Origin of the sequence: Sphingomonas donggukensis (genome assembly GCF_023674425.1) — a bacterium.
Lineage (GTDB): Bacteria > Pseudomonadota > Alphaproteobacteria > Sphingomonadales > Sphingomonadaceae > Sphingomonas > Sphingomonas donggukensis.
Window position 1 is genome coordinate 2,813,022 of record NZ_CP098401.1, and the last position, 21,684, is coordinate 2,834,705.

Sequence of the window (21,684 nt, forward strand, 5' to 3'; positions counted from 1 at the left end):
ATCTATCGTCTAGCGCCTCGGCCCCCCCGCTTTGCGTTTCAGTAGAGGCCGTAGCGCAGGACGAGCAGACCGGAGAGGGTGACCACCATGATCGCAACGAGCGGCAGGCCGGTGCGGGTGTAATCCTTGAACCTGTAGTCGCCGGCCGACATGATCAGCATGTTGGTCTGATAGTCGACCGGCGTCGCGTAGCAAAGGTTGCAGCCGAACAGCACGGCAAGGACCAGCGGCTCGACGGGGATCCCCAATTGTTGCCCGAGGCTGAAGGCGATCGGTGTGCCCACCGCCGCCGCCGTGGTGTTCGACGCGAAATTGGTAAGGATTGTAACGAAGAGCATCACCGCAGCCAGAACACCCGCCGGCGGGAGGAACTGCAGTCCCAGCGCGATCAACTCGCTCAGCCAACTAGCTGCCCCACTTTCTAACACAATCCGACCGATCGCGATGGGCACGAGGCCGATGCTGGCGGGGAGGACCGCGGCGGCCATAATGGCAAGCGCGAGCGATGCCTTGGCAGTGCGCGGCAGTTCCTTCGCGCCGTCGAGAACAAACATGTTCTCGGCTAGCGACATTCGCTCGATACTGCCGAGTGACCCGGCGACCAGCAGGATATCGCCCTCGTCAAAAGGACTTTCGACCGCGGTCTCGACCACCGGCTGCGCGATCCACGGGCGATGCGCGCGATGCACGCCAAGGATCGCGACGTTATACAGTTCGGCGACGTTCGCGGATGCCACCCCTTTTCCGACCAGTCCCGAATCCTTCGTCACCGCAAGTTCCGCGACGGTCAGGTCCTCCCCCGTCCTTGAATAGCCGCTGTGCAGTCGATCCATCAGCCAGGCGGGGGCCGCCGTGGCGCCAAGAATCCGCATTGTCTCCTCCAGGGCATCATGCGATGCCCGCACCAGCATCTGGTCGCCCATCGCGGCGTCGCCGAGGATTTCGACATCGGCCGGCAGTCGGGCGGCCATTTGATCGCGCGGCAGGTTACGGGCGAACGAATTCTCACCCAGCCGCAGCATCGCCGTGAAACGGCGTGGTTCGTGCCCCGCCTCGACCGAATTGTCGGGTAGCAGACGCGGCATAACCAGCCAGATGAACGGCAACGCCACGAGCGCCGCCAGCAACACGATCGGCGTGAAGTGGAACACCGACATCGGCGGTAGGCCGAGGTCGCCGGCGATCGATACGACCAGCAGGTTGGTCGAGGTGCCGATCGTCGTCGACATGCCGCCGATCAGCACCGCACTGTTCACCGGGATCAGCGTGCGTGACGCGGGCAATCCGCCGTTCGCCGCGATGGCTGCCATCACCGGCAACATCAGGACGAGCACCGGCGTGTCGTTGACCATCATGCTCATGCCGAACGCCAGCAGCAGTGTGACGAGCAAGCCGATCTGTCGATTGAACTGCCAAACCCGCGTCAGCAACCGTGCTGCCGGTTCAAGTGCGCCGGTGGTGACCAGCCCGCGTCCCAGCACCATCAGCGCACAGATCGTGATGAGCGCGTAATGGCCGAAACCCTCGAACGCTAGCTTGAGCCCATCGGTGGGAGCCTGGCCTGGCAGTGGGAACCAGTAGAGCCCGAGCGCAATCGCGCTGATCGTCAGGAGCGAAATGATCTCCACCCGCGCGCGGCCCGATACGAAGCCGTAGAACATCGCCGCGGTCAACAGCATCGCGCCGATGGCGTGGGCGGACGGGGCGGTGAGCAGGCGGCTCAATTCCCATCGCTCCGCGCTGAGCCGATAGGAGCATCAGGGGCGTCGCTTTCAGGCTCGCGTGGATCCCCAGGCGGCAGGAAAGCCTGCGAGAGCGCGTGGTAGAGCCGCTCCTTCGAGACTGCCTGCGCCACGACGTCGGCAATCAATGCCGACGCGAGCAGCGGCATCATCAAACCGCGGCTGGCGGTCGTCTCGGAAATGATGATGACTGCCGTCAGCGGTGCGCGGACGACGCCGGTGAAATAGGCGACCATGCCGAGCAGCACGATCGCGCCGGCGGGATAGGTCGGAAACAGCCAGCGCAGCATATCGCCGACGCCCGCGCCGACCGCCAGCGAAGGCGCGAAGATGCCGCCCGGCATGCCCGAAACCGCCGTTGCCAGGGTCGTCGCCAGCTTCGCGATCCCGAACCAGTGCGGCACGTCGGCACCCGTGATGATCGCTCGCGCAGCCCCGTACCCGGTTCCCCAGGTCAGGCCGCTACCGACGCCGATGATTGCCACGATGAGACCGAGCGATCCCGCGAAGAGCGCAGGCCGTGCGCGCGCCCGCGCGACTGCCGCCCAGCGCGTCCTGCCGGTCGCCAGTACAGCGCGCGAAAAGAACGCGCCCATCAACCCGCCCAGCACCCCTGCCACAGGAGCAGCCAGCATCGTCTCGCGAACCGACAGAGTCTGACGCATGACCCCGAAGTAGATATAGTCGCCCGACAGCCCCAGGCTGGTCATGCCGGCGATCAGCACCGCGGTCATGACCAGCAGCGTCATGCGCTGCTCGTAGGCGGCGGCCAGTTCCTCGATCGCAAATGCCACCCCGGCGAGCGGCGTGTTGAAGGCGCCGGCAACGCCGGCCGCTCCACCGGCGATGAACACCGACGCCCTCAGCGGGATCGCCATCAGCCGATGGGCATAGCCCATGATCGCGGCAGCGACCTGTACGGTTGGTCCCTCCCGGCCAGTCGATGCCCCGACCAGCAAAGTGCCAATCGTCAGGACGAGCTTGACGATGACTGTCCGCGCCGAGACAAGCGCGCCCATCGCGTGATCCGGATCGCGGGTTGCCGCCATGACCTGCGGAATCCCCGATCCCCGCGCTGCCGGGGCGAAACGCGCGGTCAGCCAAGCGATGGCGGCATATCCCAACGGCGTGACGATCAGCGGCGCCCACCACCACCGCGCGACCAGTGCGATGAAGCGCTCTCCCGCCCAGTCGGCGAGATGCGCGAAGGCAAGCGCGACCAGACCGATCGTCACCGCCCCACCGAGGATCGCCACGCGGCGCCGCCACACCGGTGCCGTCGGTCCGTGCTGGCGCAGCAGGTCGCGCGCCTGCTCTGGCAATCGCGGCCCCATCATCCCTCCGCGGGTGCGCCGACTGCCGTGGCGACAAGGCATATCAGCCCGACCGCGACGAAGCCGATCCGTTGCGCGGTGGTCCCCTTTCCGTCCTTGATCGAGACGATCAGCGCCAGCGCGCACTGCAGCCCATAGAATAGCGCGAAGGCGCGCGACGACAGCGCAACGACCTCGAAGGGGTCGGTCAGCCACACGACGATGATGGCGAGCGCCCCCGCCAGCGCGAAGGCGAGCGGCACGCTGATCTTGCGGCGCGACACTTCGTTTACCAGTCCACCCGATCCGATCGAGTCGGCGACGGCCGCGCTCAGCTGGCTCGACACCGCACCGGCAAGGACGAATATCCCCAGCGCCGGCGCGATCAGCTCCATGATGTCGAGGATGCCGGCCACGCCCTCGGTCGCGGCGGCGCGGCTGAGGAACGGCGTCAGCAACGCGATGAAGGCAAGGTAGATCGCTGACGAGATCCACTGCGCATGGCGCATCGTGCGGACCCGCAATTCGGTCGGGTAGGCGTGGCCCAGATAGCGCGACGTCTCGAACCCCTGCACCGTGATGAGCAGGCCGAGCAGCATCGGCACGCTGGCGAAGGAAAGCTTGAGCGGCGGCAGCGGATCGCCTGCGCCGGTCATGGCCCAGGCAATGCCCAGCGCGGCGAGCAGGCCTGCGATGATCCCGATCTTGATCGAGACGGTGCCATGCGCGAGATGCTCGACCTTTCGCAGGTTGCCGCCGAGCGCCAGCAGCGTCATCAGCACGATCAAGACGGTGACGATGATGTTGGCTGCCAGCGGCTGCGACGCGGGATCGATCGCGATCGGCTTCAGCGAGAACTCGGCCAGCAGCTTGAGATAATAGGCGACCGATACGGCATAGGCGAGGGCCAGCACCCCCTGTGTGACCCGCGCGAGCCAAGCGACCGGATCGTTGAATCGCGCCGCGGCCAGGTGCGGCTCGACATGGACGATGTTGAACCGGATCACCCAGCCGGCGGCATAGGCGATCGCCAGCAGCAGGGCCATCGCGCCCAGCGCGGCGCCACCGAATTCGCGCGCGAGCAGCGGCCCACATATCAGGAAGCCCGATCCGATGATCGAGGCGAGCGGAGTCACCGTCGCCCGCCAGCCGTCCGATCGCGCGAACCTGCCGAACGTCAGCGCCGCCGCGACGACGACGGCGACGACCAGAGCAATGGTGACGATCATGCGGTTCCTCCCAACCAGGCATTGCCGTCGCGGACGCGACGCTTGTAATCCGGTTCCGCAAGCGCACGGAGCAGGTCGTCGGCGCGCGATAGCACGGCATCGCGGCAGGCTCCGTCTAGCGAACCGTCCGCAAGCGCACGGAAATCGCCGGCGTGGCGCGCCAGCGTGGCGATCCGCCCCGGATCGTCGCAGCTGAGTGCGACGTCGCCCAGCGCGTTCAGGAAGCGCTTCCCGGCAATCATGTCGGCGCTGGCATATTGCGCCAATGCGCCGAAAGCGCGATCGATGAAGCCGGCGAAGGTCATCGGATGTGCGATCACACGCAGCACTCCGTCCTCGTCGGCGCGCAACCGCGACGGCAGGTCGCGCCGGGCGAGGTCCGCCATCGCGGCCCCTAGCCAGTCGAGACAGCTGTTGGCGGTGAACGGGTCGTTGACGCCGGGCGACAGCGCCCGGGCAGCGATCTCGACCAGTTCGTCGATCAGGAAGCGCAAATCCTGCAGCGCGGTGCGCCGCGATCCGACCGCGAACGCGCCGCGCAGGGCTTTGACGGTATCTTCGTCGCAGCGTTCGGCGGGCCACGCCTCCAGCAGCACGCTGCCCTTGTGCGCAAAATCCCCCGACTGATACTGGAGGCGAAGGATGAGGTCGTGGTCACGCGCGGCGTCCAGCAGGGTGCTTTCGTCGATCAGCTGGATATAGCCGGTATGCTTGGCGCGGACGGGGGCTCGGCGCTCGTATTCGGTGCGGCCGACATCCGCGCGAAAGGCGGTCGGCACGCGCGGGCCGTCAGTCCCTTCGTCGAGAGGAACGCCCACGAACACGGGAAAGCGCAGGTCGATCTCTTCGATGAGCCGATCGCCGATGCGCTCGATCACATTGTTGATGTGAATCCGCATCGGCACGTGGTGGATGAAGAAGATCAGCACCGCGATCGAGCAGAGGACAAGGATCAGCGCCACGAGCAGCGCGAGCTGCGGCACGAACGCCGGTGTCCCCGCTCCGCTCTCGCCGGCCGAGCGGATCGTGCGCAGGACGATCAGCGAATAGACGAAGGTGGCGATGAATGTGCCAAGCGTCACCTGGTTGCCGCGATCGGACATGAAGTTGCTGAGCAGCCGCGGGCCGTATTGTCCGGAGGCATAGACCACCGCAGCGATCGTCACCGAGAAGGTCGTGCCGGCGACACCGATCATCGAGCCGCCGATCGACGACAACAGGCTTCGCGCGCCATCCGGCCGGGCGGCATAGAGCCAGGGCAGTCCGTCCATCCAGGTCGAGCCGGCGTGGCTGTCGATATAGACCATCGCCAACGCCAGCAGCAGCGCGGCCATCGCCATCACCGTCGGCACGAACCAGTAGCTTTCGCGCAGGTCGTTCGACAGGCGCAGCAGGCGGGCTTTCACGTGTCGATCTCCGCCTCGGTCGTGTTCAGTCGCTGCAGCACCCGCTTGATCGTGCCGCCCTGCACGATCACCGAGAACAGGACGACGACATAGGTCGCCGCCAGGATGACCGAACGCGCCGGACCGTCCGGCAGACCCAGCGCCAGCGCGATCGATATGCCGCCGCGCAGACCGCCCCAGATCAGCGTCACCGGCGCGACCAAGCCGTAGCGATGCGTGGGCCGGATCGCCCTGAGCGGAAGCAGCACTGACAGCGCGCGTGCAGCGAGCGCCAGCGGGATCGCCGCCACGCCCAGCACCACCAGCCTGAGGTCGCCAGGGATCGTCACCACCTCGAGCCCGATCAGCAGGAACAGCACGGTGTTCAAAATGTCGTCGATCAGGTCCCAGAACTTGTGCAGATAGTCGCGCGTCGTGGCGCTCATCGCGTGGGCGACGCCGGCGTTGCCAATGATGAGGCCCGCAACCGCCATCGCGACCGGGCCGCTGGCGTGCAATGGCCGCGCGATCGCGTAGCCCCCCATCACGACCGCGAGGCTGATGAGCACTTCGACCTTGTAGTCGTCGATCGAGCGCATCATCCGGAACGCGATCCAGCCGATGACGAGGCCCAGCACCACGCCGCCCCCTGCCTCCACGGCGAACAGCTCGGCGGCATGGCCGACGGAAAAGGCTTGCCCCGACAGCGCCGACGCCAGCAGGATCGTGAAGATGACCACGCCGACGCCGTCGTTGAACAGGCTTTCGCCGGCGACCGTCGCCTCCAGGGTCGGCGAAACCACCGCCCGTTTGAGCACGCCCATCACCGACACCGGATCAGTCGGGCTGATAAGCGCGCCGAAGACGAAGCACCAGATCGGCGGGAGTTCGAAGCCGACCGCCCGCGCAAGCAGCAGGAACCCGCCGCCGACCAGTGCGGTCGACAGCGCCACGCCGATCGTGCTCAGCACGATGATTGGCCAGCGTCCGCGCTGGAGCTCGTGCCAGTCGACATGGAGCGCGCCTGCAAACAACAGGAACGACAGCATCCCGTCCATTAGCGTCGTATGAAAATCGATTCCCTCGATGAACCGCACGATGTCGTTCGAGAAGTCGGCCCCCGGCAGGACGCGATCGATCGCAACGACGAGCAGCGACGCGATCGCCCCCATCACAGTCAGCCCGATCGACGACGGCAGCTTCAGGAAGCGATAGTTGACGTAACCGAGCACGGCGGCAAGCGCGATCAGGATCGCCGCTGCGTCGAACGGCGTGAGCGCGAGACCGCCGATCACTGAGCGACCCCGATCGTCAGCGTGAAGCGCTGTCCAGCGGCCGGTGCCCCGACCGCCGCGATGCTCTGGGTCGCGAGCACGGCGGCGATGGCCTGCGCGCGCCGCTGTGTCAGGCTCAAGCGCCGTGGCGTGTCGCCCGCCGGCAGGCCGGGCACCGCGAGCGCGGCCACGTTCCATCGCCGCGCGGCCCAGGCCGAGGTCAGCACCGCGGCTCGTCCCGCCGCATCCAGCGTGTCGGCATTGTCGGCGAAGGCGATTTCGGGGAGCGGCCCCTGCGGTGGCACGATCGCCACGCTCCAGCCGTCAGCCTCCGCAGCAGCGCGGGCTTCCAGCGTGCGGTAGGTGGCGATCGTCGCGCCGGGCAGCGGGACGGCCGCCGCGGTTGCCCTGCGGTGGTCGCGATCGATCGTCACGTCGTCGGCGGAAACTCCGGTGATGAGCCCGATCATGCGAGCCAGCGCAGTCATGCGCTGCGCCTCGATCTCGGGCGCGGCTCCCGCCTGGCGCAACTCCTCGCGCTGCGCTTCGAGCGCGTCGGCCCCGGCTTCCAGCATGATCTGGTCGATATCGAGCCGCACGGGCCTGCCGAGCGATTGCTCGATTGCGGCCTGGAGGGTTGCGGTCTTCTGCATTCGCGCGCGCGGCGCGATCACCACGGACCGAACCGTGATCGGATCGCGGTCGAACGCGACCTCGAGCTGCGTCACGCGTGCATCGTCACCGAACCGCGCATTGAGCAGCGAGCGCACCTGCGACACTGTCAGCGCCTCGCGCGCGATGCGGTTGAGCGCCAGTCCCAGCGGCACCGCCATCACCGCGAACACCAGCAGCAGCAGGACAGTTTGCGTCCAGCTCTGTCGCGTCGAGAGATGGTGTCCGAACCCATAGTAGCGCGCCATCACCGTCGCCGAGAGCGCAATGGTGATGAAGTTGGTGACGAACAGGGCCAGTGCGCCGCCGAGCACCGGCAGGTTTCCGGTGGCACAGCCATAGCCGACGACGGCAAGCGGCGGCATCAGCGCGGTCGCGATCGCGACGCCGACGATCGTCTCGCCCCGCCCGCGAATGATCGCGAAGCTGCCCGCCAGCGCCGCGAACAGCGCAACGCCGAGGTCGAACAGGTTCGGCCGCGTCCGCGCGACGATCTCCGCGGTCGGTGCCTGGAGCGGCGAGACGGTGACGATCAGCGCGGTAAAGGCAATCGCCACGGCGGACCCGACGGCTAGTGCGAAGAGCGACCGGCGCATCTCGGCGAAATCGAACAGCGCGAGGCTGAATCCGAAGCCGAGGATCGGACTCATCAGCGGCGAGATCAACATCGCGCCGATCACGACGGCCGGGGACGACAACAAGAGCCCCAGCACCGCGATGCCCGCCGACATCATCGTCATGAAGGCGTAGCGCGGCGACCAACCGCTTTCCGCGGCGATCCGCGCAACGACGGCCTCGTGGTCGACCGGTGCGACGACCCGCCGCCGCCACCACCGGTACAGCGTAAAGCCGCGCAGGCGATCGAAAACCCGGTCGCTACCTGCCTGCATCGTGCCAGTCGCTCCCGCCATGCCATTCCACCCGTGCACAATCACCAGATCAAGCACATTTAGGCTGGCCAGCCGATCGTGTCTGCCTCGACGGCTCGAACGGCGGGAACTTCAGTAAATGATCCACGCGCTTGGATAGGCAAGTATGCCGCTATAACGTGCGGTCTGTCACCCCGATTTGTCGACGTACAGCTCTCACTGTTCTGTATAGCGAATACAGAAGAGCCTCGCTTTTCTGCCGTTTTCAAGGAATCGCGCCCAGCCGTAGATTCCGAACGACGGCATAGATCAGCTCAGGCCTCTCGACGATCGATGCTACGCTTGGCGAACTCCGCCGACCTGCTCTTTCCCTCAAGTTCAATCAGCCTATTGGTCGCAACAAGCGGCTGAAACGTTTTATGTCCTTCGCTCGCTCTCACCGCCGCAATGACTTGTGCGAATGGATTGCTATGATCGCTTGAAGGCTTGCGTAGCTGTTTCTTCTTCCTCGGCATGAACTGGTGTTCCCGCTTTATCTTCTGCCAATCGCCTAAATTGGGTGTGCGATGGCTCCGCCTCTTGAAACGGAGGCTATATGGACGACGGTAAAGACATCGATAGTGAGTTGCCGAGCGACAAGGCGCGCGAGGGTAGCGTCAATGAGCGAGTGATCAATGTAGCTGGACGTGCGCGCGCAATTCAAAAGCTCCGTGCACGATTCGAAAAGAAGCCTGATCGCCAGTAACGGCGCGACAAATCGTTATAGCCCGTGAGAACCCCAGCCGTCTGCGACGGCCGGGGTTTTCGCGTTATCTTCTACCAGCCGCCACTTCGCACATGCCTAACGACGAGGTCCTCACCACCCGGAGGATCATATGACCGACACAGAAAATCGCGAGATCGGTGCGCACGCCCACCTGTTGGAAAGCGCTTGGATCTATCGCGCAGACCCAGCGGACTGCGATCTGCATTGGGCCAACACGCGCGACCGCGATCGCCTCGACGACCATATCGAAAGCCTTAAGACGTCGATCCTGACGAGTGGTCAATTGTCGCCCGCGACCACGGTCGAGGCGCCGGACAACCCCGATCGTTACTTGCTCCTGACCGGTGGCTGCCGCGCCGAAGCGGTCCGTCGCGCCCGCAAAGAAGGTCATAACATCGATCTCGTACTGCTGATCGTGTCTGCCACCGACGACGTCGCGGCCGAGATCGTATTCGCCGAGCAGGCGAAGACCAAGAGCTGGTCGGCCCACGAATATGCCCTGCACCTCGATAAGCTGTGTGATCAGTTCGGGTCGAACAAGCAGGTCGCGACCAGGATCGGCCTGAATGTGAGCAACATCGGTCGCAACCGCAACGTAACCGCGCTGCCCGCTGCCGTTCTCAATATCGTAGAGGATCGTCACGAAATTTCAGCCAGCGCCGCTACTGATTTCATGCGCGCATGGCGCGGTGAGGGTAGGGCCGTCCTCGAAGACCACCTCCGCGAGCTCGCCCGCCTCGAGGACAGGCCCGCCGCCGCCTGGCTCGTCGACAGTTGCCGCGAGGCGATTGCGCTCAGTATCGATCCGCCGCCATCCAATGTCGTTCATGTCGCTGAATTCGTCGCAGCGGATCCAGGCGCGGATGATGAGGTCGATGCGGACATGGATGCCGCGGTCTTCATGTCGCCACCAAACGAGATGTTGGGAGATATCCCGTCATCGACGTCGACGAACCCGCTCGCAGCCAGGCGCGCAGAAATGCGAATCGAGAACGGCGAGCGGGAGGTCGAGATCGTACTGCCCGACGACCAAGTGGTCGGTCGCGCGAAGAAGGTCGCCGGTGGCGCGATGATCATGACCATCGATGCCCCAGATCAGCATCCGCTTAACGAGATCGGCGGCAATCCTCGACGCGCTGCGGCGCCTGTACATCCAGTGACCCCACGGGGGTTGCGCGCGCACCCCCCCTTCTCTGCCGACTGGCAGAAAACCCACAACAGAGAGAAGTCAGGTGATTAGGACAGATTCGGCAGAGGTTAAGTGTGGGCCGCGCGATAACGTATTCATATCTCTCGGCGACGCCGCGATCCGAATGCTCCGGGCCCTCACTTACCGTCTAACGCAAACGTTAGCGCTGTGACCAAGCCGCGCTGGTATGCACACGGTAAGGCGGTAACGCCGGGCGACCTTAAATTCATCCTCGACGAAAAGCGCGCCGAAAAGCTCAAGCGCTCGAAGTTCCTCCGCGAACAGATGGATACACGATTTCGGGCGGACGCCGATGCCCGTAAGCTCGCCGCTGCACTACGACGCGCCTCGAACCGATATTGATGGTTCACGCCCTCGAGTGCCTGCAATTCGCAGCCCTTGATGCGCGCATGCGCATTGACAGGCCGACCGGGATCCCCGGTCTCGATCAGGTCAAGGACCGTGCTCCCACGATGGGGCAAGCGCGAAAGCAAATCGAACACGATGTAACGCTCGTGCAGACCTATCGCAAAATTCGGGCGCGCTCGCCGGGCAAGGCCAACGACTAGGATACACGCCGATTGGTTCAGATGCTCCCGAGCGGGTTGCCTGAGCACATGGAGAAACACTATCGCGCTGTGCATGGTCAGCAGTTGCCACGAATCACATCAGAACTGATTGCGCAGGGGATCGAACTCCTCCCAGCGATTGCACGGGGCTTAGAGCGATCCAAAAAGCAGACCGGCAAGTCGCGCGATACGGTCGAATCTGTCCTCGAAATCGACGCCTTGCCAATTTTTCACTGCGTCGCGGCCAGCATCGCTTCACTTCTGACCGTCGATGAACGGTCTGGCGTCGGTATGGGGCAGGTCATTGATCAGATCGCTCGGAAGAAGCCCGTCGACTGGTCGCTCAGCTGTGTAAGCGACAATGACTGCGTGCATGCGCTGTTTCTGGCGCACCGCATCGCCGTGATCCAAGATCGACACACGCCTCCGCCGAGCTTCATCAAATACGCCAAACAGCAACGCCAACTCGATGCGCAATGCTCGTCGTGGTCGCCGCCGTTCAACTACGCGCAGGTCAGAAAGGGCCTGACAGACGTCGAGAAAGGTCGCCCGCTCCGCGATGCGCACTTCGAGGTCGAAGGGCGCAAGGTGCGACGGTCTGCAACCGCCAACCCTCGCGATCCTGAAAACGCCCGCCGCTTGCTCGAGATGCGCAGCCGGTTCTGGTTCCGCCTGCACCTCTGAGCGGATTACCTTCTGCCAGGCGGGTGTGAACGCGTCGCTACCGCTGTGGCATGGACTCGCCACGACACAATTCCCATGCCCCGCCGCGCGGGCGCGCGTTGACGCATCGTGTCGTGATCAGAATGCCTGACAGCATCGACGTGCTCCCCGGCTAGGCAGGAATGCTGATCGCTCATCTCGGCTACGACATTCTCGAGACGCTGGCTAACTCGGTCGATGAAGAGCTGAAGTCCTGATGATTGACCAAGATCAGGAAAGACGATGACCGCCACCACCCCGCAGCGTGCCTTCGGCTACGTCCGTGTTTCCAGTGAAGAGGAAGGCGGCGGCCAGAATGCGAGCATTGCCGCTCAGCGCGCGGCAATCGAAGCGGCTGCCGCGCAGGAGGGCGTCGAACTCGTGAAGGTGTTCGAGGAACCGGATGTCTCCGGACGAAAGCTTCATCGCAAGCAGTTCGATCGGATGGTCACGCTGGCGACCGCAGCCGAGCGGCCGGTCGATATCATCTACGTGTTCCGCCTCGACCGCTATGCCCGCAATCTCTTCACTCATGTCGTAACGGATCAGAAGCTGGAGGCCGCAGGCGTCCGGCTCATCTCACTGACCGAGCGCTTCAGCGATGATGCCAGCGGTCGACTGCTGCGCAACTTCATTGCACTGATCAACGAGAAATACTCGATCGACGCGGCAGCGCATACGCGCAAGAATCGGCGAGAGAATGCCAGCGCCGGCTACTTCAACGGCGGCCGCGTTCCCTATGGTTATGAAGCGCAAACCGTCGCGGTTTTCGGGAAGAAGGAACGCAAGCAACTCTTCGTGCACGAGGCTGAAGCTAAGGTCGTCCAATCGATCTTCAGTCTGGCGCTGCAAGGCGTCGATGGTGAGCGCATGGGCACTCGCGCGATCTCAGAATACCTGAAGGCGCAAGGACATCGGATGCGCGGCAGCCTGTTCCACGATAGCTCGGTGGACGGCATTCTGACCCGATCGCACTATCGAGGCTTCCACGTCGATCGAACGGCGGACGAGCACGGTCATCCCGCCGAGATCACTGTGGCCTGTCCCCAGTTGGTCGATCCCGATATTGTCGATCGCGTTGCAGCACTTCGGGCGTCCACGGCGCCGCGCGTCACTCCGCCGCGCACCACTAGCTCCAAAACCCTGTTGAAAAAAGTGGGCCAATGTGGCGCGCCGACGTGCGGCTCGGGGCTTACGATCAGAACCGGCAAGTCCGGACAGTATGGCGATTATATCTGCAACTCCAAGGCGACGCGCGGCGCAAAAAGCTGTGGCACCAGAGCAATCCGCCAAGACGCGCTTGACGGTATCGTAATCGATACGCTGCTTGAACGCGTGCTCGAGCCCGAACGCTTGAAACAGCTTCTCGTGGCGGTTCTCGAACGCTCGGATGCCGCCGACGAACGACGTCGCGCGGACCTGCATCGCGTGACCGCCGAACACGGCGCGACTCAGCGCCGACTGCGCAATCTTCTCGAGATGGTCGAGACCGGACTGATCAGCCCGCGCGATCCCACGCTTGCTGGTCGGTTGGCGGAGCTTCGTGAGGCCCTGGACCAGATGAATGCGACTCGTCGCAGTATCGAGGCGCAGTCGGCGCGTGGCGCACTGCGCATCAACGAGGCGACGGTTAAAAAGTGCGGGAAGCTGATCGCCGATCGCGTTCGCTACGACAGCCCGGCGCTCCGGCAAGCTTATGTCGACAAGGTGGTCGTCACCAACGACAGCATTACAATTACCGGTCGCAAGGCAGCCCTTGAAGCCGCCATCCTACACGGCAACCGCAGAGGCTCGCGCTGCGGTGCCCAGTTTTGACCGGAAATGGTGCCCAGAAGAGGACTCGAACCTCCACGCCCTTGCGAGCGCCAGCACCTGAAGCTGGTGCGTCTACCAATTCCGCCATCTGGGCACGGGGTAGGCCGGCGCCTCTAGGGGAGGGCGGTTGCGCTTGTCAACAGCGCGCGGCATGGGGGTCGGCGAAGGTTCGATCTTTTTTGTCGGAAGGTGCGTGCGCGTGGTCAGGAACAAGCTGGTGGTGCTGTTCGGTGGGGGCGGGTTCGTCGGGCGCTATGTCGCGCAGGCGCTGCTCGCCGCCGGTGCGCGGGTGCGGGTGGCGCAGCGCGATCCGCGGGCGGCGGTGTTCCTGAAGCCGCTGGGTGGCCTTGGCCAGACGCAGTTCGTCGCGGTCGACGTGCGCAAGCCGGAAACGGTCGCGCGGGCGCTCGCCGGGGCCGACATGGCGGTCAACCTGGTCGGCGCGTTCGCGAACATGGACGCGCTGCACGTCGATGGCGCGCGCCATATCGCCGAGGCGGCGAGGGATTCGGGCGTGCAGGCGCTGGTCCACGTCTCCGCGATCGGCGCCGATCCGGAGAGCGCGTCGGCCTATGGCCGCACCAAGGGCGAGGGCGAGGCGGCGGTGCGCGCGGCGTTCCCGGACGCGACGATCCTGCGGCCGTCGCTCGTCTTCGGGCGCGAGGATGCGTTCACCAACCGCTTCGCGTCGATGATCGCCAAGGCGCCGATGGTGCCGGTGCTGCGCGCGGGCACGCGGTTCCAGCCGGTGTATGTGAAGGACGTCGCCGATGCCGTCGTCCGCGCGCTGGAGGCGCCGGCGGTGGCGGCGGGGCGGGTGCTGGAGCTGGGCGGGCCCGACGTGCTGACGATGCGCGCGATCCAGGACTATCTGGCGCACGAAGTCGGGCGGTCGCCGGCGATGCTGGAACTGCCCGACGGCGTGGGCGCGATGATCGCGTCGATGGGCTTCCTGCCGGGCGCGCCCATCACGTCGGACCAGTGGACCATGCTCCAGCGCGACAATGTCGTGGCCAGCGCAGAGGATGGGTTCGCCGCACTCGGCATCGTGCCGACCGCGATGGCGAGCGTCGCGGGCGCGTGGCTGGTCCGCTATCGCCGCCACGGCCGCTTCGCCAAGCGCGCCACGGCCTGATCGGACACCCCATGGACTTCATCACCGCGATCATCCTCGGCATCGTCGAGGGTGTCACCGAATTCCTGCCGGTGTCTTCCACCGGCCACCTGATCCTGGCGACCGAACTGCTCGGCTATGACGCGGCCAAATGGTCGGTGTTCAACATCGCCATCCAGCCGGGCGCGATCCTGGCGATCGTCGTGTTGTACTGGCGGACGTTCTGGGCGGTCGGCGCGGGGTTGCTGAAGTGGCAGGCCGAATCGGTCGCGTTCGTGCGCAACCTGCTGATCGCGTTCATCCCCGCGGTGGTGCTGGGGCTGGCGTTCGGCGACCAGATCGACGCGCTGCTCGAAAATGCGACGGTCGTCGCCTGGGCGCTGATCGCCGGCGGGGTCGGCATCTTGATCGTGGAGAAGCTGGCGAAGACCGAGAATGTCTATGGCATCTCGGGCGTCAGCGTGGCGCAGTCGGTGAAGATCGGCCTCGTCCAGTGCCTCGCGATGGTGCCGGGGGTCAGCCGGTCGGGCGCGACGATCATGGGCGCGATGTCGCTGGGGATCGATCGCCGGACCGCGGCGGATTTCAGCTTCTTCCTCGCGATCCCGACGCTGACCGGGGCGACCGCGCTGCAGCTCTACAAGCACCGCGATGCGATCCATGGCGGCGATATCGAGCTGATCCTGGTCGGCGCGGCGGTCTCGTTCGTGGTCGCGTTGGCGGTGGTGAAGGCGTTCATGGCAGTAGTGACGCGCTACGGCTTCGCGCCATTTGCCTGGTACCGAATAGTGGCGGGTGCGGTCGCTCTGGTGTGGTTGAACGGTAGATAGGGCCGGATCGGTAACTTACCTGGCGTATTTTATTGCGTGGGCGCGTAACGATCCTGCTTTCTGCGGTTCATTAAGACAGTATAGCTGACCTATCTGCCTAATTTACCGTGACAGCATGTGTTGGCGCCGATACGCGATTCCCCGAACAAGGGGATCGGGCATGGCCGGTGATACGCTGCTGAAATTCGTCGACCGCGATCAGGCCTATCCGGCAAAGCGCGACGCACAGGCGCGCGCCGATGACTTCCGCGAGATCGCCGAGCGCTACGCGTCGTCCACCGCCGAGGACCAGGCCGCGCGCTGTTCGCAATGCGGCGTGCCGTACTGCTCGGTGCATTGCCCGCTGCACAACCATATCCCCGACTGGCTGCGGCTGACCGCGGAGGGGCGGCTGCGCGAGGCCTATCAACTCAGCAACGCGACCTCGACCATGCCCGAGATCTGCGGGCGCATCTGTCCGCAGGACCGGTTGTGCGAGGGCAATTGCGTGATCGAATTCTCCGGCCACGGCGCGGTGACGATCGGATCGGTCGAGAAATTCATCACCGACACCGCGTGGGAGGAGGGCTGGGTCGAGCCGCTGGTGCCGGGTCGCCCGCGCGGGCAGTCGGTCGGCGTGATCGGCGCGGGACCGGCGGGGTTGAGCGCTGCGGAATATCTGCGCGGCTATGGCTATGACGTCCATGTCTATGACCGCCATGACCGGGCGGGCGGGCTGCTGACCTACGGCATCCCCGGCTTCAAGCTGGAAAAGCCGGTGGTGATGCGCCGTGTCGATCGGCTGAAGGCGGGCGGGATCGTGTTTCATGAAGGGTTCGCAGTCGGCAGCGACGCGAGCCTCGACGAGTTGCGCGCGCGCCACGACGCGGTGCTGATCGCGACCGGGGTGTACAAGGCGAGGGCGATCAAGGCGCCGGGCGTCGGCGCGGCGGGCGTGGTCGAGGCGCTCGATTTCCTGACCGCGTCCAATCGCAAGGGGTTCGGCGACGCCGTGCCCGCGTTCGACGACGGATCACTCGATGCGGCGGGGAAGCATGTCGTCGTGATCGGCGGCGGCGACACCGCGATGGACTGCGTCCGCACCGCCGTCCGCCAGGGCGCCGCCAGCGTCAAATGCCTGTACCGCCGGGACCGCGCCAACATGCCGGGGTCGCAGCGCGAAGTCGCCAACGCCGAGGAGGAAGGCGTCGAGTTCGTCTGGCTCTCCGCCCCGCAAGCGTTCGACGGCGGCGACGTCGTGAGCGGGGTGAAGGCGTCGCGGATGCGGCTGGGCGCCCCCGATGCGAGCGGCCGCCGCGCGCCCGAGGTCGACCCGGACGGCGGCTTTTCGGTGCAAGCCGATCTGGTCATCAAGGCGCTGGGCTTCGATGCTGAAGATCTGCCGACGATGTTCGGCGCACCCGAACTGGGAGTCACCCGCTGGGGCACGCTCAGGGTCGATGCGCGGTCGATGATGACCAGCCTGGAGGGCGTGTTCGCCGCCGGCGACATCGTCCGCGGCGCGAGCCTGGTCGTCTGGGCAATCCGCGACGGACGCGACGTGAGCGAGCGGATGCACAGCTGGTTGAAGGCGAAGGCGACGAACGCGAAGGTGGCGGCGTGAGCATCCTCGAAACCGAACGCGCGCGTCTCGCTCGCGAGGGCATGTACCGCCCCGACCATGAGGGCGATGCGTGCGGCGTCGGCATGGTCGCGGCCACCGACGGGATGCCGTCCCGCCGCGTCGTGCAGGCGGCGATCGATGCGCTGAAGGCGGTGTGGCACCGCGGCGCGGTCGATGCCGATGGGATGACCGGCGACGGCGCGGGCATCCACGTCGATCTGCCGGCGAAGTTCTTCGACGACGCCATCGTCGCTTCCGGGCACCGCGCGCTGCCCAACCGGCTGGCGGTCGGCATGATGTTCCTGCCGCGCACCGACCTTGGCGCGCAGGAGGCATGCCGGACGATCGTCGAGAGCGAGATCATCGCCGCGGGCTGGACGATCTACGGCTGGCGGCAGGTGCCGGTGAACGTCGGCGTGATCGGGCAGAAGGCGCAATCGACCCGGCCCGAGATCGAGCAGATCATGATCGCGGGGCCGCTGCCCGACGACGCCTCTGCCGCCGAATTCGAAAAGGAGCTGTATCTCGTTCGCCGCCGCATCGAAAAGGCGGTGATCGCGGCGCAGATCCAGGGCTTCTACGCCTGCTCGCTCAGCTGCCGCTCGATCGTGTACAAGGGGCTGTTCCTCGCCGAGAGCCTCTCGGTCTTCTACCCCGACCTGACCGACGACCGCTTCGAAAGCCGGGTCGCGATCTTCCACCAGCGCTATTCGACCAACACTTTCCCGCAATGGTGGCTGGCGCAGCCGTTCCGGTGCCTGGCGCACAACGGCGAGATCAACACGATCCGCGGCAACAAGAACTGGATGCGCAGCCACGAGATCAAGATGGCGTCGATCGCGTTCGGGGAGCGCAGCGAGGACATCAAGCCGGTGATCCCCGCGGGCGCATCCGACACCGCGGCGCTGGACGCGGTGTTCGAGGCGATCTGCCGTTCGGGCCGCGACGCCCCGACCGCGAAGCTGATGCTGGTGCCCGAGGCGTGGGGGCCGAAGGGCGAGATGCCGATCGAGCATCTCCACATGTACAAGTACCTCGCCTCCGTCATGGAGCCGTGGGACGGCCCCGCGGCGCTTGCCATGACCGACGGGCGCTGGGCGGTGGCGGGCATGGACCGCAACGCGCTCCGCCCGTTGCGCTACACGCTGACCGGCGACGGCCTGCTGATTGTGGGGTCGGAAACCGGCATGGTCGTGGTGCCCGAGACGACCGTGATCGAGAAGGGGCGGCTGGGTCCCGGGCAGATGATCGCGGTCGACCTCGACGCCGGCACCGTCCTCCACGACCGCGCGGTAAAGGACCGTATCGCCGGCGAGGCCGATTATGCATCGATGATCGGCGAATTCGTCGATATCGCCGACCTGGCCGAGGTCGATCCGTCGCTGCCCGTCTGGGACCGCGCCGAGCTGTCGCGCCGCCAGGTCGCCGCCGGCCAGACGCTGGAGGATATGGAGCTGATCCTGTCGCCGATGGTCGAGGGGGGCAAGGAAGCGATCGGCTCGATGGGCGACGACACGCCGCTCGCCGTCATTTCCGACAAGCCGCGCCTCATCAGCCAGTTCTTCCGCCAGAATTTCTCGCAGGTGACGAACCCGCCGATCGATTCGCTGCGCGAACGCCACGTCATGTCGCTGAAGACGCGGTTCGGGAACCTTGCCAACATCCTCGACCAGTCGGGGGCGCCGTCGAAGGTACTGGTTCTGGAAAGCCCGGTGCTGACCTGCGCCGACTGGGACCGGTTGCGCGGCCACTTCGGCTTAAGCGCCGCGACCATCGACTGCACCTTTCCCACCGGTTCCGGCCCCGACGGCCTGCGCGCCGCCATCGCCGACATCCGTGCACAGGCCGAACAGGCGGTGCGGCAGGGCAAGTCCGAGCTGTTCCTGACCGACGAGAGCGTCGGCCCCGACCGCGTCGCCATCGCCGGCGTGCTGGCGGCGGCGGCGGTCCACACCCACCTCGTCCGCCGCGGCCTGCGCAGCTATGCGAGCGTCAACGTCCGCACCGCCGAATGCCTCGACACCCATTATTATGCGGTGCTGATCGGGGTCGGCGCGACGACGGTCAACGCCTACCTGTCCGAAGCCGCAATCCGCGACCGCCACGCGCGCGGGCTGTTCGGTGACCTGACGCTCGACCAGTGCCTGACGCGGCACCGCACCGCGGTGGACGAGGGGCTGCTGAAGATCATGTCGAAGATGGGGATCGCGGTGATCTCCAGCTACCGCGGCGGCTATAATTTCGAAGCGGTGGGCCTCAGCCGCGCGCTGGTCGCGGACCTTTTCCCCGGCATGCCCGCCAAGATTTCGGGTGAGGGCTACAACTCGCTCTACCTCAACGCGACGATGCGCCACGATGCGGCCTATGATGCGGGCGTGGTGACGCTGCCGATCGGCGGTTTCTATCGCCAGCGCCACGGCGGAGAGACCCACGCTTATTCGGCGCAGCTGATGCACACGCTGCAAACCGCGGTCGCGACCGACAGCTATTCGACCTACCTGCAATTCGCGCGCGGGGTCCGCGACCTGCCGCCGGTGTATCTGCGCGACCTGCTCGAGTTCAATTTCCCGCGTGAGGGCATGGCGATCGACGCGGTCGAGGCGATCACCGAAATCCGCAAGCGGTTCGTGACGCCGGGCATGTCGCTGGGTGCGCTGAGCCCCGAGGCGCACGAGACGCTGTCGATCGCGATGAACCGCATCGGCGCGAAGGCGGTGTCGGGTGAGGGCGGCGAGGATTCGGAACGCTATTCCCCGCGCGAGAACGGCGACAACGCGAATTCCGGCGTCAAGCAGATCGCGAGCGGGCGCTTTGGCGTCACAGCGGAATATCTGAACGCCTGCGACGAGATCGAGATCAAGGTCGCGCAAGGCGCCAAGCCCGGCGAGGGCGGGCAACTGCCCGGCTTCAAGGTGACCGAACTGATCGCGAAGCTGCGCCACGCGACGCCGGGCGTCGGCCTCATCTCACCCCCCCCGCACCACGACATCTATTCGATCGAGGATCTGGCACAGCTGATCTACGACCTGAAGCAGATCAATCCGCGCGCCCGCGTCTGCGTGAAGCTGGTCAGCTCGGCGGGCATCGGCACGGTCGCGGCGGGCGTGGCGAAGGCTCACGCAGACGTTATCCTGGTCGCTGGCCACAACGGCGGTACCGGCGCGTCGCCGCAGACCAGCATCAAATACGCCGGCACGCCGTGGGAAATGGGGCTGTCGGAAGTCAACCAGACGCTGACCCTCAATGCCTTGCGCGGTCGCGTGAAGCTGCGCACCGACGGTGGCCTCAAGACCGGGCGCGACATCGTCATCGCCGCAATCCTCGGCGCCGAGGAATATGGCATCGGCACGCTCAGCCTCGTCGCAATGGGGTGCATCATGGTGCGCCAGTGCCATTCGAACACCTGCCCCGTGGGCGTGTGCGTGCAGGACGAGCGGCTGCGCGCGAAATTCACCGGCACGCCGGAAAAGGTCATAAACCTGATGACCTTCATCGCCGAGGAAGTGCGCGAAATCCTCGCGCGGCTGGGCGTGCGGAGTTTGGACGAGGTGATCGGCCGCACCGAGCTGCTCCGCCAGGTCAGTCGCGGCGCCGAGCACCTCGACGACCTAGACCTCAATCCGATCCTCGCCAAGGTCGACGCGAGCGATGCCGAGCGGCGATATTCGCTCCCCGAGTGGCGCAACGCCGTGCCCGACAGCCTGGACGCGCAGATCATCAAGGACGCCGCCGCGGTCTTCTCCCGGCGTGAAAAGATGCAGCTGACCTACAGTGTCCGCAATACGCACCGCGCGGTCGGCACCAGCCTGTCGGGTGCGGTGACACGCGCGTTCGGGATGAGCATGCTCGACGACGGCCACGTCACCGTCCGCCTGCGCGGATCGGCGGGACAGAGCCTGGGCGCGTTCCTTTGCAAGGGCATCACGCTCGAGGTGTTCGGCGACGCCAACGACTATGTCGGCAAGGGGTTGTCGGGCGGCATCATCGCGGTCCGCCCGATGGTCTCGTCGCCGCTGGCGAGCCAGGACAACACGATCATCGGCAACACCGTGCTCTACGGCGCGACCTCGGGCCGACTGTACGCCGCAGGCCAGGCCGGCGAGCGGTTCGCGGTGCGCAATTCGGGCGCGCAGGTGGTGGTCGAGGGCTGCGGCGCCAACGGCTGCGAGTATATGACCGGGGGCGTCGCGGTGATCCTTGGCGCGGTCGGTGCGAATTTCGGCGCGGGCATGACCGGCGGCATGGCATTCGTGTACGACGCCGACGGCAGCTTCGACCGCCGCGCCAATCCTGAGAGCATCGTGTGGCAACCCCTCGCCTCGGCCTATTGGGAGGGCGTGCTGCGCGCCCTGATCGCCCGGCATGTCGCCGCGACCGACAGCAAATGGGCCGCCGGCCTGCTGGAGGACTGGGAACGCGTGCGCGGCGCTTTTCGCCAGGTCTGCCCGAAGGAAATGATCGCACGGCTCGAGCACCCGCTCGACGACCGCGAGGTGATGGAAGCGTCGGAGTGACCGTTCGCTGCACGGGGTCGGGCTTGGGCAATCAAATCCCGTTCAGCCGAGGCTAAGCCATTGTGCTATAAGCCTGCATCTTTCCTGTTCGACTCGGG

The 21,684-nt window shown here is 65.8% G+C and carries 15 protein-coding genes and 1 tRNA gene; 9 read left to right on the forward strand and 7 right to left on the reverse strand.

Annotation, left to right across the window (positions count from 1 at the left end; translation table 11 throughout):
* Window positions 1-38: 38 nt before the first annotated feature.
* The 6 genes from M9980_RS13845 to M9980_RS13870 are packed head-to-tail and all read right to left on the reverse strand — an operon-like array spanning window position 39 to window position 8,505.
* Window positions 39-1,724 (reverse strand): SLC13 family permease, encoded by a 1,686-nt coding sequence (locus M9980_RS13845; protein WP_340689105.1) that lies wholly within the window; start codon window positions 1,722-1,724, stop codon window positions 39-41.
* Complete coding sequence (locus tag M9980_RS13850) at window positions 1,721-3,079, reverse strand: chloride channel protein (protein ID WP_250751939.1); 1,359 nt, start codon at window positions 3,077-3,079, stop codon at window positions 1,721-1,723. Before M9980_RS13850 ends, M9980_RS13845 begins: the two co-directional genes overlap by 4 nt.
* Window positions 3,076-4,284 (reverse strand): hypothetical protein, encoded by a 1,209-nt coding sequence (locus M9980_RS13855; RefSeq protein WP_250751942.1) that lies wholly within the window; start codon window positions 4,282-4,284, stop codon window positions 3,076-3,078. The genes M9980_RS13850 and M9980_RS13855 overlap by 4 nt, the downstream gene beginning before the upstream one ends.
* Window positions 4,281-5,690, reverse strand: a complete 1,410-nt coding sequence (locus tag M9980_RS13860) for a DUF2254 domain-containing protein (RefSeq protein WP_250751944.1) — start codon at window positions 5,688-5,690, stop codon at window positions 4,281-4,283. The genes M9980_RS13855 and M9980_RS13860 overlap by 4 nt, the downstream gene beginning before the upstream one ends.
* Window positions 5,687-6,964 (reverse strand): cation:proton antiporter, encoded by a 1,278-nt coding sequence (locus tag M9980_RS13865; protein WP_250751946.1) that lies wholly within the window; start codon window positions 6,962-6,964, stop codon window positions 5,687-5,689. The genes M9980_RS13860 and M9980_RS13865 overlap by 4 nt, the downstream gene beginning before the upstream one ends.
* Complete coding sequence (locus tag M9980_RS13870; protein ID WP_250754983.1) at window positions 6,961-8,505, reverse strand: DUF389 domain-containing protein; 1,545 nt, start codon at window positions 8,503-8,505, stop codon at window positions 6,961-6,963. The genes M9980_RS13865 and M9980_RS13870 overlap by 4 nt, the downstream gene beginning before the upstream one ends.
* A gap of 854 nt (window positions 8,506-9,359) precedes the next feature.
* Here M9980_RS13870 and M9980_RS13875 point away from each other — a divergent pair.
* From M9980_RS13875 to M9980_RS13895, 5 genes are all read left to right on the forward strand, one after another.
* Window positions 9,360-10,490, forward strand: coding sequence for a ParB N-terminal domain-containing protein (locus M9980_RS13875; protein WP_250751948.1), 1,131 nt, complete (start codon window positions 9,360-9,362; stop codon window positions 10,488-10,490).
* Window positions 10,491-10,607: 117 nt separating this feature from the next.
* Window positions 10,608-10,802: a hypothetical protein gene (locus tag M9980_RS13880; protein ID WP_250751950.1), complete on the forward strand. Its 195-nt coding sequence runs from the start codon at window positions 10,608-10,610 to the stop codon at window positions 10,800-10,802.
* Window positions 10,802-11,008 (forward strand): hypothetical protein, encoded by a 207-nt coding sequence (locus M9980_RS13885; RefSeq protein ID WP_250751952.1) that lies wholly within the window; start codon window positions 10,802-10,804, stop codon window positions 11,006-11,008. The genes M9980_RS13880 and M9980_RS13885 overlap by 1 nt, the downstream gene beginning before the upstream one ends.
* Before the next feature lie 48 nt (window positions 11,009-11,056).
* Window positions 11,057-11,692 carry a hypothetical protein gene (locus M9980_RS13890; protein WP_250751955.1) on the forward strand — a complete coding sequence of 212 codons (636 nt, stop codon included), beginning with the start codon at window positions 11,057-11,059 and terminating at the stop codon, window positions 11,690-11,692.
* 261 nt (window positions 11,693-11,953) lie between these two features.
* Window positions 11,954-13,525: a recombinase family protein gene (locus M9980_RS13895; RefSeq protein WP_250751957.1), complete on the forward strand. Its 1,572-nt coding sequence runs from the start codon at window positions 11,954-11,956 to the stop codon at window positions 13,523-13,525.
* A 7-nt stretch (window positions 13,526-13,532) separates the two neighbouring features.
* Here the strand turns inward: M9980_RS13895 and M9980_RS13900 are convergent.
* Window positions 13,533-13,619 (reverse strand) — tRNA-Leu (locus M9980_RS13900).
* Window positions 13,620-13,676: 57 nt separating this feature from the next.
* On the opposite strand from M9980_RS13900, the gene M9980_RS13905 reads away from it, so the two are divergent.
* The 4 genes from M9980_RS13905 (at window position 13,677) to gltB (ending at window position 21,586) form a co-directional block, all read left to right on the forward strand.
* Window positions 13,677-14,660 (forward strand): complex I NDUFA9 subunit family protein, encoded by a 984-nt coding sequence (locus M9980_RS13905; protein ID WP_250751959.1) that lies wholly within the window; start codon window positions 13,677-13,679, stop codon window positions 14,658-14,660.
* An 11-nt stretch (window positions 14,661-14,671) separates the two neighbouring features.
* Complete coding sequence (locus M9980_RS13910; protein ID WP_250751961.1) at window positions 14,672-15,469, forward strand: undecaprenyl-diphosphate phosphatase; 798 nt, start codon at window positions 14,672-14,674, stop codon at window positions 15,467-15,469.
* Between the two features lie 160 nt (window positions 15,470-15,629).
* Window positions 15,630-17,072, forward strand: coding sequence for an NAD(P)-dependent oxidoreductase (locus M9980_RS13915; RefSeq protein ID WP_250751963.1), 1,443 nt, complete (start codon window positions 15,630-15,632; stop codon window positions 17,070-17,072).
* Between the two features lie 41 nt (window positions 17,073-17,113).
* On the forward strand, window positions 17,114-21,586 hold the full coding sequence (gltB, locus tag M9980_RS13920) for a glutamate synthase large subunit (RefSeq protein ID WP_250754985.1): 4,473 nt from the start codon (window positions 17,114-17,116) through the stop codon (window positions 21,584-21,586).
* Window positions 21,587-21,684 lie beyond the last annotated feature (98 nt).

What these genes read in the sequence shown, in the direction of transcription:
- M9980_RS13850 (WP_250751939.1), bottom strand. Translation starts at nt 3,079, where the DNA reads ATGATGGGGCCGCGATTGCCAGAGCAGGCGCGCGACCTGCTGCGCCAG.
- M9980_RS13855 (WP_250751942.1), bottom strand. Translation starts at nt 4,284, where the DNA reads ATGATCGTCACCATTGCTCTGGTCGTCGCCGTCGTCGTCGCGGCGGCG.
- M9980_RS13870 (WP_250754983.1), bottom strand. Translation starts at nt 8,505, where the DNA reads ATGCAGGCAGGTAGCGACCGGGTTTTCGATCGCCTGCGCGGCTTTACG.
- M9980_RS13875 (WP_250751948.1), top strand. Translation starts at nt 9,360, where the DNA reads ATGACCGACACAGAAAATCGCGAGATCGGTGCGCACGCCCACCTGTTG.
- M9980_RS13885 (WP_250751952.1), top strand. Translation starts at nt 10,802, where the DNA reads ATGGTTCACGCCCTCGAGTGCCTGCAATTCGCAGCCCTTGATGCGCGC.
- M9980_RS13890 (WP_250751955.1), top strand. Translation starts at nt 11,057, where the DNA reads ATGGAGAAACACTATCGCGCTGTGCATGGTCAGCAGTTGCCACGAATC.
- M9980_RS13895 (WP_250751957.1), top strand. Translation starts at nt 11,954, where the DNA reads ATGACCGCCACCACCCCGCAGCGTGCCTTCGGCTACGTCCGTGTTTCC.
- M9980_RS13905 (WP_250751959.1), top strand. Translation starts at nt 13,677, where the DNA reads ATGGGGGTCGGCGAAGGTTCGATCTTTTTTGTCGGAAGGTGCGTGCGC.
- M9980_RS13910 (WP_250751961.1), top strand. Translation starts at nt 14,672, where the DNA reads ATGGACTTCATCACCGCGATCATCCTCGGCATCGTCGAGGGTGTCACC.
- M9980_RS13915 (WP_250751963.1), top strand. Translation starts at nt 15,630, where the DNA reads ATGGCCGGTGATACGCTGCTGAAATTCGTCGACCGCGATCAGGCCTAT.
- gltB (WP_250754985.1), top strand. Translation starts at nt 17,114, where the DNA reads ATGTACCGCCCCGACCATGAGGGCGATGCGTGCGGCGTCGGCATGGTC.